12 protein-coding genes are annotated in these 17456 nt (G+C 68.2%); 3 read left to right on the forward strand and 9 right to left on the reverse strand.

Annotated elements, in window-relative coordinates:
- Positions 1 to 180 precede the first annotated feature (180 nt).
- Positions 181 to 573: a hypothetical protein gene (locus tag FBZ83_RS18610; RefSeq protein ID WP_145686813.1), complete on the forward strand. Its 393-nt coding sequence runs from the start codon at positions 181 to 183 to the stop codon at positions 571 to 573.
- 37 nt (positions 574 to 610) lie between these two features.
- Here FBZ83_RS18610 and bfr read toward each other — a convergent pair whose 3' ends face one another.
- From bfr to FBZ83_RS18655, 9 genes are all read right to left on the reverse strand, one after another.
- On the reverse strand, positions 611 to 1096 hold the full coding sequence (gene bfr, locus FBZ83_RS18615) for a bacterioferritin (RefSeq protein ID WP_014240606.1): 486 nt from the start codon (positions 1094 to 1096) through the stop codon (positions 611 to 613).
- 123 nt (positions 1097 to 1219) lie between these two features.
- Positions 1220 to 3409, reverse strand: a complete 2190-nt coding sequence (gene malQ, locus FBZ83_RS18620; protein WP_145686815.1) for a 4-alpha-glucanotransferase — start codon at positions 3407 to 3409, stop codon at positions 1220 to 1222.
- Between the two features lie 225 nt (positions 3410 to 3634).
- Positions 3635 to 4672, reverse strand: a complete 1038-nt coding sequence (locus FBZ83_RS18625) for a response regulator (protein WP_145686817.1) — start codon at positions 4670 to 4672, stop codon at positions 3635 to 3637.
- 87 nt (positions 4673 to 4759) lie between these two features.
- The gene (gene glgX / locus FBZ83_RS18630; protein ID WP_145686821.1) at positions 4760 to 6910 is read right to left on the reverse strand and encodes a glycogen debranching protein GlgX; all 2151 of its coding nucleotides are present in this window, start codon (positions 6908 to 6910) and stop codon (positions 4760 to 4762) included.
- A 177-nt stretch (positions 6911 to 7087) separates the two neighbouring features.
- Positions 7088 to 9352 (reverse strand): 1,4-alpha-glucan branching protein GlgB, encoded by a 2265-nt coding sequence (gene glgB / locus FBZ83_RS18635; protein WP_145686823.1) that lies wholly within the window; start codon positions 9350 to 9352, stop codon positions 7088 to 7090.
- Positions 9353 to 9459: 107 nt separating this feature from the next.
- Positions 9460 to 12783: a maltose alpha-D-glucosyltransferase gene (gene treS, locus FBZ83_RS18640; protein WP_145686825.1), complete on the reverse strand. Its 3324-nt coding sequence runs from the start codon at positions 12781 to 12783 to the stop codon at positions 9460 to 9462.
- 179 nt (positions 12784 to 12962) lie between these two features.
- Positions 12963 to 14255 carry a hypothetical protein gene (locus tag FBZ83_RS18645; RefSeq protein WP_145686827.1) on the reverse strand — a complete coding sequence of 431 codons (1293 nt, stop codon included), beginning with the start codon at positions 14253 to 14255 and terminating at the stop codon, positions 12963 to 12965.
- Positions 14256 to 14650: 395 nt separating this feature from the next.
- Entirely contained in the window at positions 14651 to 15085 is a 435-nt protein-coding gene (locus FBZ83_RS18650) for a bacteriohemerythrin (protein WP_186466123.1), read from the reverse strand.
- A gap of 154 nt (positions 15086 to 15239) precedes the next feature.
- Positions 15240 to 15749: a GNAT family N-acetyltransferase gene (locus FBZ83_RS18655; protein ID WP_247888360.1), complete on the reverse strand. Its 510-nt coding sequence runs from the start codon at positions 15747 to 15749 to the stop codon at positions 15240 to 15242.
- A gap of 93 nt (positions 15750 to 15842) precedes the next feature.
- On the opposite strand from FBZ83_RS18655, the gene cysQ reads away from it, so the two are divergent.
- Together cysQ and FBZ83_RS18665 are read left to right on the forward strand one after the other, a co-directional pair.
- Positions 15843 to 16616 (forward strand): 3'(2'),5'-bisphosphate nucleotidase CysQ, encoded by a 774-nt coding sequence (cysQ, locus tag FBZ83_RS18660; RefSeq protein ID WP_145686831.1) that lies wholly within the window; start codon positions 15843 to 15845, stop codon positions 16614 to 16616.
- On the forward strand, positions 16610 to 17407 hold the full coding sequence (locus FBZ83_RS18665) for a ferritin-like domain-containing protein (RefSeq protein ID WP_145686833.1): 798 nt from the start codon (positions 16610 to 16612) through the stop codon (positions 17405 to 17407). The genes cysQ and FBZ83_RS18665 overlap by 7 nt, the downstream gene beginning before the upstream one ends.
- Positions 17408 to 17456: the final 49 nt, after the last annotated feature.

Below are 17456 nucleotides of genomic sequence, written 5' to 3' on the forward strand. Positions count from 1 at the left end.
TGGACGGCCACCACGGCGCCGTGCCCCTGCCCGAATTTTTTAAGGCATCGGGAAGCTTTGCGCTGATACCATACGGGACCAAGTTCACCCACAAGCCGCCCCGCCCCCGTGTCCAGCATCCTGTCCCTATCATCGGCGTCGAGCGCTCAGTCCCTGTCCGGGATGGGTCGGCTTCGGCAGATGTTGGCCAGCGAAGCCATTGCGGTGCAGCCCATCCGGCGCGTGCCGGGGGAACAGGAGCGCCGGCGCTCCGACGACGTCTCGGCCACCGACGACGCGCTGAAAAGCGGAAACCGCACGGAACTGGGCGGAGCGGACGGCAACCGCGCCGGCCGCGCCGGTTCCTCCTCGAAATTCGCTTTGGACGATGCGGAGGCCGGCGACCGGCCGGTGACCGGCGCGTCTCCACGCCTGAGCGCCAAGCCCAACGCCGGCTTCCTCGCGCAAAGCATCCATCAGGACGCCATGGGCAGCGGCCTGCACATCGAACCCTGGTCCGCCGCCATCACCGCCTACCGCAAGGCCGACGCCGCGGCCTATGCGACCGGTGCGTCGGCTGGGGTGTCCGTCTAGACAGCGCACCCTTGACGGTGGTTCAAGACCCCATCGCTCAGGACGAGGAATCCTCGCCGTAGATCTGCTCCTGCTGGTAGGCGGTCAGGCCCACGCGCTGGATCAGGTCGAGCTGGGTCTCCAGCCAGTCGATGTGCTCCTCGGTGTCCTCCAGGATCTCCCGGAAGATCTCGCGGCTCTGATAGTCGCGCACCGCGTCGCAGTCGGCGATGGCCTCCAGCAGGTTGCCGCGGTTGTGGCTCTCGATGCCGAGGTCGGCGGTGAACATCTCCGGCAGGTCCTCGCCGATCTTCAGCTTGTGCAGGTCCTGCAGGTTGGGAAGACCTTCCAGGAACAGGATGCGCTCGATCAGCTTGTCGGCGTGCTTCATCTCGCCGATGGATTCCTCGTAGACCTTGCCGGCCAGCCGGTGCAGGCCCCAGTTCTTCAACATGCGGGCGTGCAGGAAATACTGGTTGATGGCCGTCAGCTCGTTCGTCAGAATCGTGTTGAGGTGCCGGATAACCTTCGGATCACCTTTCATCTACCCCTCCGTCTTGATCGGCCGCGCGGCGTGGCGCGCGGCTCCCTGTTCTTTTGCCCGACGACTGAGGCGAAGTGTAAGCCAATAGCGCGGGATAGCAATCAGCTTCCGGTCCGGCCGGCCTCAGGACCGCTCGCTGCGCACCGCCTCGGCCAGCCGGCGCACCCCCTCATCCCCGGCCATCGCCTCGACCGGCAGGCCAAGGCGGCGGCGCCAGTTGGGATGCTGGTCCACAGTGCCCGGCAGGTTCGGCTGCTCCACCTCGCCCAGCGCGTCCTCGATCTGCACCATGGCGATGCGCCCCGGCGAGCGGGACAGGTAGCGGTGCACCGCCTCCATCAGCTCGCGCGAGAAGGGTTGCGAGCCCTCGTTGTTCGGGTAGTTGGCCGGGCGCAGCCCTTCCCGCTCCAGCGCCTGGAGCATCCACCAGCGGTCCACGCCGCGGTCCCAGACGTCCTTGTTGCGCGCCGCCTCGTCGGGATAGAGGTCGAGCCGGGCCCGCCAGTCGAGGTCGCGGTTGGTCCAGAAGCCCTTGAAGGTGGCGAGGTCGTGGGTGGTCACCGTGACCATCGCCCCGGCCGGATACTCCTGCGGCGCCTTGAACCCGCCATCGGCGCTGCGCTCGAAATACAGCACGCGGTAGCTGAGGATGCCGGCCCGCTCCAGCGCCGGGCGGAAGCCCTCCGGCACGGTGCCGAGATCCTCGCCGATGACGATGCAGCGATTGCGCCGGCTTTCCAGCGCGATGATCCGCAGCAGATCCTCGAACGGGTACTCGACATAGGCGCCGTCGCTGCCGTCCGCCGGAATCCAGAACAGGTGCTGCAGGGCCATCACATGGTCGATGCGCAGCGCCCCGGCGTGGCGCATGTTGGCGCGCAGCATGGCGATGAAGCTGCCATAGGCCGATTCGCGCAGGCCCACCGGCGACAGCGGGGCGAGGCCCCAGTTCTGCCCCTTCATGTTGAACTGGTCCGGCGGCGCGCCGACGTTGGCGCCCTGCACCAGGATGCCCGATTCGCCCCAGGCCGCCGCCCCGCCGGGATGCGCCGCCACCGCGAGGTCGCGGTAGAAGCCGATCGGCAGCCCGGCCCGCCGCCCGCGCTCCGCCGCCGTGCCGAGCTGGCGGTCGGCCTCCCATTGCAGATACTCGAAGAACTCGATCCGCTCGGCCTGCTCGGCGGCGAAGTCCTGGACCTCCGGGCTGTCCGGATGCTGGAAGGCCGGCGGCCACGTCCGCCACATCCACTGGGACGGGTCGCGGCGGTAGAAATGCTCGTGCAGCGCCTCGAACACGGCGTGGCGGCGCAGCGGCTCGCCCATCTCGCGCCGGAACGCCTCGAACGCCTGTCGCCGCGCGTCGCTCCCGCCGAGCGCCCGGAAGGTGGCGTGCAGCGCCTCCAGGACCGGCATCTTCAGGGCGGAAACGGAGGGATAGTCCACCAGCTCCGTCGCCCGCACGGCGGCCAGCCGCTGGCGGAAGTCCTCCGACGCGATGAGCGCCTGCGCCTGCGGCGTGGCCGCCAGCTCCGGCACCCGCTCGACGTCGATGTAGAGGCTGTTAAGGAAGGTCCGGCTGCTCGGCGAATAGGGGCCGATGTGGTTGGGGTCGGCGGGGAACAGAGCGTGCAGCGGGTTCAGCCCGACCAGCCCGGCGCCGAGCCCCGCCGCCGTCTCGGCGAAGCGCCCGAGGTCGTCGAAGTCGCCGATCCCCCAGTCGTCGCCACTCTTCAGCGCGTAGAGCTGCAACCCGATGCCCCAGGTGCGTCCGCCGGGCACCACGTCCTCCACCGTCAGGCAGCGCTGCGGCGCGACGATCAGCACCGTGCCGCCCTCCAGCGTGCCGCCCACGCCCTGGGGCCGGATCACCACCGACAAGCGGTGATAGCCGAGCGGCAGCGTCGGCGGCAGGCGGGTCGAGACCGTGCGGCGCTCGTAGGCCACGCCGTCGAGCACCCGCTGGTCGGCCAGCGGCAGGTTGCCGACACGCAGCGACGCGCGGTGGGCGAGCCCGCCCTCCTCGGTCAGCGTCCAGGTCAGCTCGGCGTCCTCCAGACCGGCCGGGACGGCCAGGGCGAGGCTGAGCGGCGCCCCCTCGTCGATCACCAGGACGGGGGGAAGCATGCGCCGCCACGCCCGGTCCTCCACCGCGTGCAGGCTCGCCGCCAGCTCTTCGCCGGTGCCGGCGGGATAGCCCATGGCGGCGGACAGCGCCCGCTTCGTCGCGTCGGAGGTCTCGCGCCGGCTGCCCCAGATGTCATGGTAGAAGGGCTCGATGCCAAGCCGTTCGGCAAGCCGGTCGAGATCGCTCATTCAGGGGTCCCCGCGTTTGTCGGTCGTGGCGTCTTGGTGGCGTCATCGTGGCCGCAACGGCCTGCGCGCGAGCATTGCGCGTCGGGCCGATTCCGTCCAGCCCCGAACATTCGAATTTTCATATTGACCGCAACGCTTTCGCGGGCGGCGACGGGGCAAGGGTGACAACGCGCCGCAACCCTGGATGATCCCGGCTTCGCCGTCAGCGGCGCGCCCTTCGCCGGGTCATCCTTCCACCGCCTCTTTCGAGGCATTCCCACCGGCCGCCGGCACCGCCAAGGCCGCCCGCGCGGCCTCCGCCTTGGCCTGTGTCATCTGCTCCAGACGGGTGCGGTAACCGGACACGGCGGCGGCGACCTCGGCCATCATGGCGTCCAGGGAGCGGACCGTGTCCACGGCCCGCATGAGGTCGCGGGCGAGCGAGCGGGCGCTCTCCAGTTCCTCCGCCGCGACGGCGCCCGATTCGGCGTGGAGCCGCAGCCGCTCGGCCATCATCTTCAAGGACTTGGCGACCGATTCCGTCGGCCCCGGCTCGCTCAGGTCGTCGAGGCGGCGGAGCAGGTCGTCGAGAAAGGCGGGAACGCGGCCCACATGCTCCATCGCCATGCGCTCTGGCGGACGGACGGCTAGGCCGGGGGCGGCGAACTCGATCAGGAAGGCGACCTGCACGCTGATGCGCAGCAGCTTCTGCTCGTTGACGAAGTGGTTGGCCTCGGCCATCAACTGTCGGGCGTTGATGTGGGCCCAGCGGTTGGTGGCCTTCAGCCGCAGCGTGTTCGGCGCGTCGAGCAGCGGCACCTGGGCGCCCTCGCGCGGCGACTTGCGCCGGTCGGGGCCGGTGTAGTCGGCGGTCACCACGAACTTCTTGCGCGATTCGATCAGGGCGGCCAGCCGGTCCTGCACCTTCTTGGGCGACACCGGCTTCACCAGCAGGTCGTCGGCCCCGGCGTTGGTGACGCGCATGAGCAGCAGCGGCGTCGGCTGCCACGTCGTGGCGACGATGCAGGCGTAGGGGTTGCGGGTGTCCGGCTCGTTGCGCAGGCGGCGGATGAGGCGCAGCGCCTCCGGCTCCTCGCCGTCGATGTCCAGCAGGATCAGGTCCGGCGTGGCCGCGGTCACCGCCTCCGCCGCGTCCTGGGCCGAGCCATGCACCGCCGTCTTCTTCATCCCCAGCCGCGCCAGCACCTCGCGCAGGACGCGCTGGCTGTTGGACTGCGTGTCGATGATGGCCGCATCAACCAGGGAGAAGTCGTAGTCGGGCATGCGTCGGTTCCGCGAAAACCGGAGGTGGAGGACCCACCCCCGGTCCCGACGTTAGCACAGGCGGAAAAAACCACCTATTGACCCGCATCAACGACCGGGCGATTCGACCTGCACGAACACCAGCGCGGTCCGCCCGTCCACCGGCATCGTCCGCCCGGCGAGTTGCATCCGCCCGTCGCCGGCGCCGTCCGCCACGCGGGTGTCGAGCACGCAGCGCCATCCGCGCGCGTCGGGCACCTCCGGCAGGGTGACGTTCACGGTGTCGGTGTGGGCGTTCAGCACGATCAGCAGAACCCCGTCGTCCTGCGGCGCCCCGTCCACCCCGGTGTAGCTTCCGGCATGGCCGTTCAGCAGCAGCATGATGCAGCGCGCGTGGCCGTTGCGCCAATCCTCCGCCGACTTCTCAACCCCCTGCGGGGTGTACCAGACGATGTCCTTCAGCCCGTCCGCGGAAGTGCGGCGGCCGTGCAGGAACACCGGGCGGCGCAGCACCGGGTGCGCCTTGCGCAACGCGATCAGCCGCTTGACGAAGGCGAGCATCGGCCCGCCCTCTCCCTTCAGCCGCGCCCAGTCGAGCCAGGAGGTCTCGTTGTCCTGGCAATAGGCGTTGTTGTTGCCTTTCTGGCTGTGACCGATCTCGTCGCCGGCCAGCATCATCGGCGTGCCCTGCGACAGGAACAGGGTGGCCAGCAGGTTGCGTTTCTGCTTGGCGCGGGCCTCGCGGACCGCCGGGTCGTCGGTGTCGCCCTCCACCCCGTGGTTCCAGGAATGGTTGGCGGAGTGGCCGTCGCGGTTGTCCTCGCCGTTGGCCCAGTTGTGCTTGTCGTTGTAGGAGACGAGGTCGTGCAGGGTGAAGCCGTCGTGCGCCGTGACGAAGTTCACCGACGACCAGGGCCGCCGCCCGCGCTTCTCGAACAGGTCCGACGAGCCGGCGATCCGCCCCGCCAGTTCCGGCAGCATGCCGTCGTCGCCGCGCCAGTAGCGGCGCACGGTGTCGCGGTAGCGGTCGTTCCACTCCGCCCAGCCCGGCGGGAAATTGCCGACCTGATAGCCGCCGGGACCGACGTCCCACGGCTCGGCGATCAGCTTGACGTCGGCCAGCGCCGGGTCCTGCCGCACGGCGTCGAGGAAGCCCGAACCGGGGTCGAAGCCATAGGGCTCCCGCGCCAGCACGGTGGCGAGGTCGAAGCGGAAGCCGTCGACGTGCATCTCCGTCACCCAGTAGCGCAGGCTGTCCATGACCATCTGGAGGACGCGCGGGTGGCTCAGATTCAGGGTGTTCCCGGTGCCGGTGTCGTTGATGTAGAAGCGCGGGTTGTCGGGCAGCAGCCGGTAGTAGCTGAGGTTGTCGATGCCCTTGAAGGACAGGGTCGGGCCGAGATGGTTGCCCTCGCCCGTGTGGTTGTAAACCACGTCGAGGATGACCTCGATCCCCGCCTCGTGCAGGCGGGCGACCATGGTCTTGAACTCCGACAGCACGCCGGTGGTCATGTAGCGCGGTTCGGGCGCGAAGAAGCCGACGCTGTTGTAGCCCCAGTAGTTGCGCAAGCCCTGCCCGACCAGATGCCGGTCGTCGGCGAAGGACTGCACCGGCAGGAACTCCACCGAGGTGATGCCCAGCGCCTTCAGATAATCGATCACCGCGTGGGTCGACATCCCGGCGAAGGTGCCGCGCAGCGGGGCCGGCACCTCCGGGTGGCGCATGGTGAAGCCGCCGACATGCGTCTCGTAGATGACCGTGTCCGACCAGGGCACCGCCGGGTGCCGGTCGTGCCCCCAGGTGAAGGCGCGGTCCACCACCCGACACTTGGGCATGCCGCGCGCGTTGTCGCGCCGGTCGAAGGACAGATCCTCGCGCGTCGAGCCGACGCGGTAGCCGTAATGGGCGTCCGACCAGCGGAACGGCCCGAACAGCGCCTTGGCATAGGGATCGAGCAGCAGCTTGTTCGGATTGAAGCGGTGTCCCGCCGCCGGCTCGTAAGGGCCGTGGACGCGGTAGCCGTAGAGCAGGCCGGGCCGGGCCTCCGGCAGATAGCCGTGCCAGACCTCGTCGGTGTGCTCCGGCAGGACGACCCGCTCGACCTCGCGCTGGCCGGTCTGGTCGAACAGGCACAGCTCGACCTTTTCGGCGTGGGCGGAAAAGAGAGCGAAGTTGACCCCGAAGCCGTCCCAGTTCGCCCCGAGGGGATAGGGCTTGCCGGGCCAGACGGCGGTGCGCGTGGCGGTGGAGATGGACATCAGGGCAGACTCACCACGGGCACTGGAGATCGGGCGGAACCGCAAGCGGCTTGCGTCGGCGCAGCGGCTGACCTAGCCGAAGCGGATAGCCACCTCTTGCAATAAAGGAGCGGCACGCCGGTCACGTCAAGTGCGGAACGCCGCTCCTCCCTTCTCCCGTTGATCGAAACGCTGCCCCTACCCGGCCTTGCGTTCCAGCACCAGCGTGCCCAGCGGCGGCAGCGTCAGGCTGATGGAGTGCGGACGGCCGTGCCATTCCGTCTCCTCGCTCGCCACGCCGCCGGCGTTGCCGACACCACTGCCGCCATACTCGGGGGCGTCGGTGTTCAGCACCTCCTCGTAGCGGCCCGGCAGGGTGACGCCGACGCGATAGCCGTCGCGCGGCAGCGGGGTGAAGTTGCAGACCACCACCACATGGTGCTCCGGATCCTCCCCGCTCTTGCGCAGGAAGGCGAGGATCGAGTTGTCGCTGTCGTTGGCCTCGATCCATTCGAAGCCCGCCGGGTCGCAGTCGGTCTGGTGCAGCGGTTTCAGGCCGCGGTACATGCGGTTCAGGTCGCGCACCAGCGCGTGCAGCCCCTGGTGCAGCGGCTCCTCCAGAAGGTGCCAGTCCAGGCTGCGCGCCTCGCTCCATTCGCGCCACTGGCCGAACTCGCCGCCCATGAACAGCAGCTTCTTGCCGGGATGAGCGAACATGAAGCCGTAATAGGCGCGCAGGTTGGCGAACTTCTGCCAGTCGTCGCCGGGCATCTTGTTGATGAGCGAGCCCTTGCCGTGCACCACCTCGTCGTGGCTGAGCGGCAAGACGAAGTTTTCCGAGAACTGGTAGATCAGGCCGAAGGTGAGCTGGTGGTGGTGGTAGCGGCGGTGGATGGGGTCCTTCGCCATATACTCCAGCGTGTCGTGCATCCAGCCCATGTTCCACTTGTAGCCGAAGCCCAAGCCCCCGAGATAGACGGGCCGCGACACCGCCGGCCAGGCCGTGGACTCCTCGGCCACCGTCATGATCCCCTGGTTCTGGCCGTAGGTCAGCTCGTTCATCCGCTTCAGGAAGGCGATGGATTCCAGGTTCTCGCGCCCGCCGAAGCGGTTCGGGACCCACTCGCCGGCCTTGCGGCTGTAGTCGAGGTAGAGCATGGAGGCCACGGCATCGACCCGCAGCCCGTCCAGCCGGTAATGCTCCAGCCAGAACAGCGCGTTGCCGAGCAGGAAGTTCTGCACCTCCGTCCGGCCGAAATTGTAGATCAGCGTGTTCCAGTCCTGGTGGTAGCCCTGGCGCGGATCGGCGTGCTCGTAGAGGTGCGTGCCGTCGAACCAGCCCAGCCCGTGCGGGTCGGTCGGGAAATGGCCGGGGACCCAGTCGAGCAGCAGCCCGATCCCCGCCGCGTGGCAGGCGTCCACGAAATATTTGAAGTCCTCCGGCGTGCCGTGGCGGCTGGTCGGCGCGTACAGGCCGATCGGCTGGTAGCCCCAGGAGCCGTCGAAGGGGTGCTCGGTGATCGGCAGCAGCTCGATGTGGGTGAAGCCGAGATCCTTCACATAGGGCACCAGCCGGTCGGCCAGTTCCCGGTAGGTGAGGAAGCGGTCGCCCTCCTCCGGCACCCGCGCCCAGGAGCCGAGATGGACCTCGTAGATGGAGATCGGCGCGGTCAGGTCGGCGCTGGCGGATCGGGTCCGCTGCCACTCGGTGTCCTGCCAGTCGTAGGACGGCAGGCCGTGCACGACGGACGCGGTCTGCGGGCGGAACTCAGCCTGGAAGGCGTAGGGGTCCGACTTCAGCGGCAGCAGGTCGCCGCCTGCCCCCTTGATCTCGAACTTGTAGCGCTGGCCGACGGTGGCGTGGGGCACGAAGATTTCCCACACGCCGGCCTCCACGCGCTTGCGCATCGGCAGGCGCCGACCGTCCCAGTCGCAGAAGTCGCCGACAACGCTGACCCGCCGGGCGTTGGGGGCCCAGACGGCGAAGGCCACGCCGGCCACGCCGTCGATTTCCCGGGGGTGGGCGCCCAGCCGCTCGAAGCTTTTGAGGTGGGTTCCCTCGGCCAACAGATGGATGTCCAGTTCGCCCAGGACGTTCGAGAAGCGGTAGGCGTCCTCGAACTCCACTGTCGCCAGCGGGAACTGGACGCGCAGGCGGTAGCGGAAGCGCTCCTTGCGGTCGGGCAGGACGGCGAGGAAGAAGCCCTCGCCATGGACCTTGTCGGCTTCGCCCACCGGATCGCCCGAGGCGCTGTCGACCACCCAGAGCTTTTCCGCGCCGGGGATGAAGGCGCGGACCTCGACGGGCCGGTCCTTGCCGGACTGGTGCATGCCCAGGATCGCGAAGGGATCACCGTGGTCGGCGTGGACGATGGCCTCGATGCCGCCGCTCAACGGCGACACGGCCTTCGGCGACGCTTCCTGCGCCTTGGCACGGTTTCCCGTTCGGATGTCGTTCGGCATCGGCTGACTTTCCCCTTACCCTTGCTCGTTCTTGGGGTGTGAACATAGCGCCGGGGCGTTTGTCACACCACGCCCGCGGCGTCCTATGTCCCGCATCGGGTTTCGCCTCAAGACTCGCCGTCCAGAAGCCCCAGCACGCCCTTCACCGGAATGCCGATCCAGTTGGGCCGGTTGGCGGCCTCGTAGGCGATCTCGTACAGCGCCTTCTCCATCAGGAACAGCGCCAGCAGGCGGCGGTCGGCGGCGGTTCCGTCCGGCACGTCCGGGCAGGCGCCCATGGCGGTGCGGTAGGCTTCCAGGAAGCTTTGCATGCTGCGCCGCTCCCAATCGAGCGCCGCCTCCATCACCGCACCGGCCTCCTCCAGAACGCCCGTCTCGTCGATCCGGAACAGCGCCGCCCAGGTGGCGTAGTTGAAGGAGCGCAGCATCCCCGCCACGTCGCGCAGCGGACTGTGCTTGGCCCGGCGCTCCTCCAGGGATTTCGCCGGCTCGCCCTCGAAGTCGATGATGTACCAGTCGTTCTGGGCGCGCAGCACCTGCCCCAGGTGATAGTCGCCGTGGATGCGCGTCTTGTCGCCCTGCGGCGGGGTGTCGGCGAGTTCGGCCAGCCGGCTCATCACGTCGGCGCGGCGGGCCAGCAGCGATTCCGCCTGCTCGCGCACGGCGGGGGCCAGACGGTCCAGCGCGCCGGGCAGAGCGGCGAAGGCGGCCTCGGCCTGCCGTCGGGCGGCCTCGCCCCAGCCCTTCAGGTCGTCGGCGGTCACCGGTTCGGGATCGAAGGCCGGATCGCCGGTCCGCTTCGCCAGCGCGCAATGGAGTTCCGCCGTGCGCTGGCCGAGCGTCGCCATCATGGCGGCGTGCATGCCGAAGGGCTCGCCCTCGGTCGGCTCCTCCGGATCGTGGGCAAGGCCGAGACGGATGTCGTCCAGGTCGCGCACCAGCGAATCGACGGTGCTGCTCCAGCCGTCGCCCTGGTTGCGCACATAGCCCTGGAGCACGAACAGCGCGGTCGGCGTGCCGTCCTCCGCCACATGCTCGACGGAGCCGAGCAGCGACGGCGTGTTCTGGAAGCCCGCCACCTCGGTCAGGAAGCGCCCGACCTCGATCTCCGGATGGGCACCGGGGGTCAGGCGGCGGAAGGCCTTCAGCACGGCCTGGCTGCCGACCAGGATCGAGCTGTTGCTCTGCTCCACGCCCAGGCGGCGGATTTCGGTGTCGTCGTCCACCGTCAGGTCGGCCATGCAGGCCGTTGGCGAGAAGCGCAGGTGCCCGTGCGACGCCGGGATCTCCCGCCCCTCGCGCAAAGCGGTCAGCAGGCTGCGGGTGAAGGCGTCGGCCTGCATGGCGTCGTAGATGGCGCCGGTCCGCGGACCGCGCCGGGCCTTGGCCAGCGTGAAGGGCAGCAGCGGCCAGCCGGTGTTGCCGGCGTTCTCCTCCCAGCTCATGGCGAGCGGCAGGAAGTAGGATTGCGTGCCGCCACCGGACAGCTCGACGTCGGTGTGGAGCAGCATGAAGCCGTCGCCCGGCCCGTCCAGCCGCGCCGACACCGGAACGTGCGCGCGCTCGATCCGACGGTCCTTGGCGGCGAACCAGCGCTGCTGCGGCAGGTAGGCCTGCAGGATGTCGCGCGCCAGCTCGGCCTCCGCGCGCCCGCTGATCAGGCTCTTCCAGCCGTCGCGCACCACGATCGTCAGCAGGTCGGGCACCGGCTCCGGCATCGTCTCATGCCAGGACGGCAGAGCCGCCTCGGCGGCCAGCGCGAACCAGTAGAAGCCGTAGGCGGGGATGGTCAGCAGGTACGGCAGATCGCCGACCGGCGGGAAGACCGTCCGGCCCAGCATTTCCACCGGCACGCGGCCGCGGAACTGCTTGAGGTCCAGCTCAACCGCCTGGGCGGAGCGGGACAGGTTGGCCACGCAGAGGATGACCTCGTCGCCCTCCTCCGTCGAATGGCAGCGCAGATAGGCGAGGACCTTGCGGTTGCCAGGATAGAGGAGCTGGAAGCTGCCGCGCCCGAAGGCCTTGTGCTGCTGGCGCACGGCAATCAGCCGCTTCATCCAGTTCAGCAGAGACGACGGACTGCGCTGCTGCGCCTCGACGTTGATGGCCTGGAAGCCGTAGATCGGGTCCTGGATCGCCGGCAGATAGAGCCGCGCCGGGTCGGCGCGCGAGAAGCCGCCGTTGCGGTCGGGCGACCACTGCATCGGCGTGCGCACGCCGTCGCGGTCGCCAAGATAGATGTTGTCGCCCATGCCGATCTCGTCGCCGTAATAGAGCACCGGCGTGCCCGGCATGGACAGCAGCAGGCTCTTCAGCAGCTCGATCTTGCGGCGGTCGTTCTGCAGCAGCGGGGCGAGGCGGCGACGGATGCCCAGGTTGATCCGCATGCGCCGGTCGGCGGCGTAGAAGTCCCAGAGATAGTCCCGCTCGCGGTCGGTGACCATCTCCAGCGTCAGCTCGTCATGGTTGCGCAGGAAGATGGCCCACTGGCATTCGTCCGGGATGTCCGGGGTCTGGCGCATGATGTCGGCGATGGGGTGCCGGTCCTCCATGGCGACGGCCATGTAGATTCGCGGCATCAGCGGGAAGTGGAAGGCCATGTGGCATTCGTCCCCGCCCTTCTCCAGATCGCCGAAATAGGGCAGCACATCCTCCGGCCACTGGTTGGCCTCGGCCAGCAGCATGCGGTCGCCGTAGCCCTTGTCGATCTCCGTGCGGATTGCCTTCAGGACATCGTGGGTTTCCGGCAGATTCTCGTTGTTGGTGCCCTCGCGCTCCTTCAGGTAGGGAACGGCGTCGAGCCGCAGCCCGTCCACCCCCATGTCCAGCCAGAAGCGCATGACGTTCAGCACCTCCTGAAGGACCTTCGGGTTGTCGAAATTCAGGTCGGGCTGGTGCGAATAGAAACGGTGCCAGAAATAGGCCTGCGCCTCGGAATCCCAAGTCCAGTTGGACTTTTCCGTGTCGCAGAAGATGATGCGGGTGCCCTGGTACTTCTGGTCGGTGTCGGACCAGACGTAGAAATTGCGGTGGTTCGATCCCGGCTTGGCCTGACGGGCGCGCTGGAACCACGGATGCTGGTCGGAGGTGTGGTTGATGACCAGTTCCGTGATGACGCGCAGGCCGCGGTCGTGGCATTCGCGCAGGAACCGTTTGAAGTCCTGGAGATTGCCGTAGGACGGGTTGACCGCCTTGTAGTCGGCGATGTCGTAGCCGTCGTCGCGCAGCGGCGAAGGGTAGAAGGGCAGCAGCCACAGCGTGGTGACGCCAAGCTCCTGGATGTAGTCGAGCTTCTGGGTCAGGCCGGCGATGTCGCCGATGCCGTCGTTGTCGGCGTCGTAGAACGCCTTGACATGAAGCTGATAGATGACCGCGTCCTTGTACCAGAGCGTGTCGTTCCGATCGATCCGGCCATTGTCCGAGTTCTTCATCCGCCGCCGTCGCTCCGCTGGTCTGGTGGAGCGGGGCCGCCGGACGGGCGGGGAATCCCGCGCCCATCCGGCAGCCGCGCCACATCATAAACCAGCTAGACTTGGGTCCGTTCCACGGCAAAGGCAACGTTGGACGCGAAACCTGTGATGGCGGACCCGCGTCGCGGGCGGTGCCGGCGTCAGGCGTCGGCCAGCGCCGCGACGGAGAGCGGCTGGGTTTCCGTGCTGCTCCGGACGTCCACCGAGACGCCGCCGTTGACGTAGCCCGTCACCGTCTGGCGCAGCGCGTAGACCGTCTTGCCCAGCTCGGCGCTCATCGCCGCATCGTAGGTCGAACCGGGCACCTGCTGGGTGTAGTAGAAGACCGCCGGCGTGCTGTAGGAGGTCGGCGGGATCTCGGCCATCAGGATGGTCATGGTCGAGCTGTAGCGGCAATCGGCCGGGATCTCGACCGCCTGGCTCACCGACAGATCGTAGTAATTGGTGACCGAGGTCTCCTTCGTGCCCGTGTAGGTGTAGGACATGGAGAAGGTGCAGCCGACCTCGACCTCGCCGGTCAGACCGATCCCGTAGGTGAAGCGCACCTCCTGGACATAGCCGATCGTGTAGGAATCGGTGACCGACAGAGTCAGCGACTGCGATTTCCCACTGGTGACCGACACCGTGTCGGTGATCGTCGCCGCCCCCTCGTTGGTGCCGGAGATGGAACTGGAGATCGTGCTCGACGGGTTGGTCGGGACCGGCGAGGTGATCGTGAAGGGCTCAACCTCCGAATGGACCGGAGTCAGCAGATCCCATTTCCACGAGCCTTCCTTGTCGACGAAGGAGTAGCTGCGCAGGTCGGGAATGCCGTCCATGCTCAGCCAGCCGGCGACGGACATGGTTTCCCCGTCGCCCTGGCCGCCGTCGTAGAGCGCCACCTGCTGGGCGGTCAGCCCGCCGAAATAGATCGACGCCGCCCGGTCGCAAATGAACCATCCGGCCAACGACAGAACCGTCCCCATCGGCCATTCGCACAGGAAGAAGGTGTTGCGGTTGTCGGCGTAGTTCAGCCCGTCGAACAGCTGGAAGACACCGGTGTTCAGATCCACGGTGCGCCAGATGTAGGCGGACAGGCAGTCGTTGGCGCCGAGCTTCTCGACATCGACCGTCTGGGTCTGGCCGTTGCCGATCAGATCGACGCAACGCCCGCAGCCGTTGAAGCTGTAGGGCTGGCCGGCGGGTGGAGTGGTCTTGTGCTCCAGCAGGGTCAGGACGACCCCCTCCGGCAGGTTGAAGGCAACCCAGGTGGTCCGGTCGTTCAGGTTGGTCCCGGCAAAGGAACTCTGAACGCCTTCGATCGCGCCCGAGGTGGTGATGGTCAGGCTGTCGCTGCTCCAGTTCTGATCGGCGTACAGCTTCACGGTTCCCGACGGAAGGCTGGACGGATAGGGCGCGGAGGTGGTCGGCGGCAGCAGGTAAGGTGCAGTCATGGCGTTCCCTCGCGGTTGGCAGAATGCCCCAACCTCCGCATGGCCTTGACGCGAACGTCCGCCAAAACGGCGCAATTCATCAATTCCCGAATTGCATTCATTGATATTTATTTTGGAATGGCCGGGGCGCTCATCAAAAATACCGGTGATAATTAGAAAAAATAAAACTATTTTATTTGAATGCATTTGCATTCATTCGTTTGTCTTCAAATATTCATGCGAACGTGTTTTCCAGTCCGCCGTCCGGGCAGGCCATCCGCGATGGAGTGGGCGCATCTTCGGCGTCCACCAAGGCTGGGTGAGAAGGGCCACGGCGGCCGGATTGCGGGCCGGTTGTGAAAGCGACGGCCGTCCGACAGCGATCCGATGACGATCAGACAGCGATCAGGCGGCGGTCAGGCAGACGTCCGCTTCCGCTTCGCGCCCTGGGTCAGGCTGCGGTAGAGACCCTGATCCTCTTCGATGAAATGGGCGATCAGCCGGTGCTCGACCCAGTTGGTCAGTTCGTTTGGCGTGCAGAAGACCACCCCGTAGGGGCCCTCGAACCGCAGGGCCAGCAACTCGTCCGTGATCTGCCGGTGCAGCCGCTTGTGCGTCTCGACGGCGCCGCTCCTGGCGTCGGTCCAGAACCGCTCCTCGGCGGAGAAATGCTCCTCCGTGTACTTCACCAGGGCAGCGAAGGCACTCTGGATGATCTTGTAGCCCTGCCCCGCCGCCACCGCGATGTGCAGCAGGCCGGCCAGTTCCAGAAGGGTCCGGTGCTGCTCGTCGATGGATTCGTTTCCGACCGTGTATTCGGACTTCCACGGAAAGCGGGCGGATGGCTGCATGGGGGCCTGCCGGCGAACGGCCGTGCTGAAGGTGTCGGGAGCGCTGCACGATAGCATCCGCGACCAGCCGCCGGGGTCGGACAACTTGCCGCAAATCGAATCCCCGTCGGGCGGGATGTATACAATTTGTGGCAAATTTCATTGATCGCCGAAATCAGCCCTTCACCGGCCGCGTCATGTAGGTCATGCCGCCGCCGTAGGAGGCCAGCTTGGCCGCCAACCCGGCCCCACCGTCCTGCGGCAAGAACCCCTGCGCGTCCCAGAAGGCCCGCGCGCCGGGCGTCGAGGTCAGGGCCAGCCAGCGGAAGCCCTGCCGCGCCGCCAGGGCGTCCATGCGCTCCAGGGCGGCGGCTCCCAACCCCAGGCCGCGCGCCGCCGGCAGCAGGGCGACGTCGTGCAGATAGAGGCAATCCGGCGCTTCCGGCAGCGCGCCGAGCGGCGAATCGAGCGGCGGCGGCACGCCCAGCCGGCCCGGATGCAGGACGATGTAGCCGATGCCGATCCCATCCGCGTCCGCCATGGCGCAGCCGTCCGGGTAAAGGGCCAGCCGCTCGGCAAAAACGGCACGGTCCTCCGGGTAATCGGGATGCACGACCTCGGCGATGGCCATCACACGGTCCAGGTCCGCCGTCTCCATAGCGCGCCAGCCCGCCTTCATCCGCATTCTCCCATCCTCCCCGCCCTTTCCAGCCTTCCAGCCCACCATCCGGGCGCGCTATGGTGACCGTTCGCCCACCAGCCGACCGGAGGACCACCCATGACCGACACCGCCGCGGCGAGCCTGCTGCCCAAGGTGCGGACCATCGCCCATGAAGCGGGTCAGGTGATCCTGCGCTTCTACAACGACGGCATCGACGCCGCCACAAAGGTCGACGGCAGCCCGGTCACCCAGGCCGATCTCGCCGCCGAGCACGTCATCACCCCGGCCCTGCACCACATCGCCCCCGGCATTCCGGTGGTGGCGGAGGAAGCCGTGGCCGCCGGGAACCGGCCGGACATCTCCGGCGGGCGCTTCTGGCTGGTCGATCCGCTCGACGGCACCAAGGAATTCATCAACCGCAACGGCGAGTTCACCGTCAACATCGCCTTGATCGACGGCGGGCGTCCGATCCTGGGGGTCGTCTACGCGCCGGCCACCGGCGACCTCTACGCCGCCTGCGGGGCGGGCACCGCCGTCCATTGGGTGGAGGGGCGCCACGACTACCCGATCCAGGTCCGCAAGCCGCCGCCCGACGGCCTGACCGTGGTCGCCAGCCGCTCCCACGGCAGCGGCAGCGAGTTGGAGGGCTTCCTCGCCGGCTACACGGTGAAGGACCGGGTGACCTGCGGCAGCTCGCTGAAATTCTGCACGGTGGCCGCGGGCAAGGCGGACCTCTACCCCCGCTTCGGCCCGACCAGCGAGTGGGACACCGCCGCCGGCCACGCCATCCTCGCCGCCGCCGGCGGCCGGGTGGAGCAACCGGACGGCTCGCCCTTCCTCTACGGCAAGGCCGACATCCTGAACCCCCATTTCGTTGCGTATGGATGGTGACCACGCTGTGCGACGCGGCCGTCGCGGTTCTGACCACCGCGGCGCCGCTGGAGAAGGTGCGCCTGACGCGGGACTATGCCGCGGCGTGGCGCGACGGACGCATCACGGAGTTCGGCGCGCTGGCCCCGCCGGAGCGCCCCTCCCGCCCGGAGCGCCCGCCCCTGATGCTGCCCCGCGACATGCCCAAGCGCGGGCGCGGCGGCAGCGCGCAGAACCGCCTCGCCCTGCTCCACGCGCTGGCCCACATCGAACTGAACGCCATCGACCTCGCCTGGGACATCGTGTGCCGTTTCGTCGGCGAGGGGATGCCCAGGGGCTTCACCGACGACTGGGTGCAGGTCGCCGACGACGAGGCCCGGCATTTCCAGATGCTGGAGGAGCGGCTGAACCAGCTTGGCTCCGGCTATGGCGAGTTGCCGGCCCATGACGGGCTGTGGCAGGCCGCGACCACCACCGCCCATGACCTCGCCGCCCGGCTGGCCGTGGTGCCGATGGTGCTGGAGGCGCGCGGGCTCGACGTCACCCCGGAGACCGTCCGCCGCCTGCGCGAGTTCGGCGACGCGGAGAGCGCCGCCCTGCTCCAGGTCATCCATGACGAGGAGATCACCCACGTCGCCGCCGGACGCCGCTGGTTCGGCCATCTCTGCGCCAAGCGCGGCGTGGACCCGGTGGAGACGTGGCAGGATCTGGTAAAGCGCTACTTCCGCGGCGGCCTGAAAAAGCCCTTCAACGTGACCAGCCGCCAAGCCGCCGACTTCGGCCCGGAATTCTACGAGCCGATCGCGGAGTGACGCCCACATCCTTCGTTCTCCTCTCCCGGGACGGGAGAGGGGAACACTT

The organism is Azospirillum brasilense (genome assembly GCF_007827815.1).
Taxonomy (GTDB): Bacteria; Pseudomonadota; Alphaproteobacteria; order Azospirillales; family Azospirillaceae; genus Azospirillum; species Azospirillum brasilense_C.

Bases quoted from the DNA above. Each gene is read 5' to 3' on its own strand.
- FBZ83_RS18625 (WP_145686817.1), bottom strand. From the start codon at position 4,672: ATGCCCGACTACGACTTCTCCCTGGTTGATGCGGCCATCATCGACACG.
- cysQ (WP_145686831.1), top strand. From the start codon at position 15,843: ATGACCGACACCGCCGCGGCGAGCCTGCTGCCCAAGGTGCGGACCATC.
- bfr (WP_014240606.1), bottom strand. From the start codon at position 1,096: ATGAAAGGTGATCCGAAGGTTATCCGGCACCTCAACACGATTCTGACG.
- FBZ83_RS18650 (WP_186466123.1), bottom strand. From the start codon at position 15,085: ATGCAGCCATCCGCCCGCTTTCCGTGGAAGTCCGAATACACGGTCGGA.
- treS (WP_145686825.1), bottom strand. From the start codon at position 12,783: ATGAAGAACTCGGACAATGGCCGGATCGATCGGAACGACACGCTCTGG.
- malQ (WP_145686815.1), bottom strand. From the start codon at position 3,409: ATGAGCGATCTCGACCGGCTTGCCGAACGGCTTGGCATCGAGCCCTTC.
- glgB (WP_145686823.1), bottom strand. From the start codon at position 9,352: ATGCCGAACGACATCCGAACGGGAAACCGTGCCAAGGCGCAGGAAGCG.
- FBZ83_RS18645 (WP_145686827.1), bottom strand. From the start codon at position 14,255: ATGACTGCACCTTACCTGCTGCCGCCGACCACCTCCGCGCCCTATCCG.
- FBZ83_RS18610 (WP_145686813.1), top strand. From the start codon at position 181: ATGTTGGCCAGCGAAGCCATTGCGGTGCAGCCCATCCGGCGCGTGCCG.
- FBZ83_RS18665 (WP_145686833.1), top strand. From the start codon at position 16,610: ATGGTGACCACGCTGTGCGACGCGGCCGTCGCGGTTCTGACCACCGCG.
- FBZ83_RS18655 (WP_247888360.1), bottom strand. From the start codon at position 15,749: ATGCGGATGAAGGCGGGCTGGCGCGCTATGGAGACGGCGGACCTGGAC.
- glgX (WP_145686821.1), bottom strand. From the start codon at position 6,910: ATGTCCATCTCCACCGCCACGCGCACCGCCGTCTGGCCCGGCAAGCCC.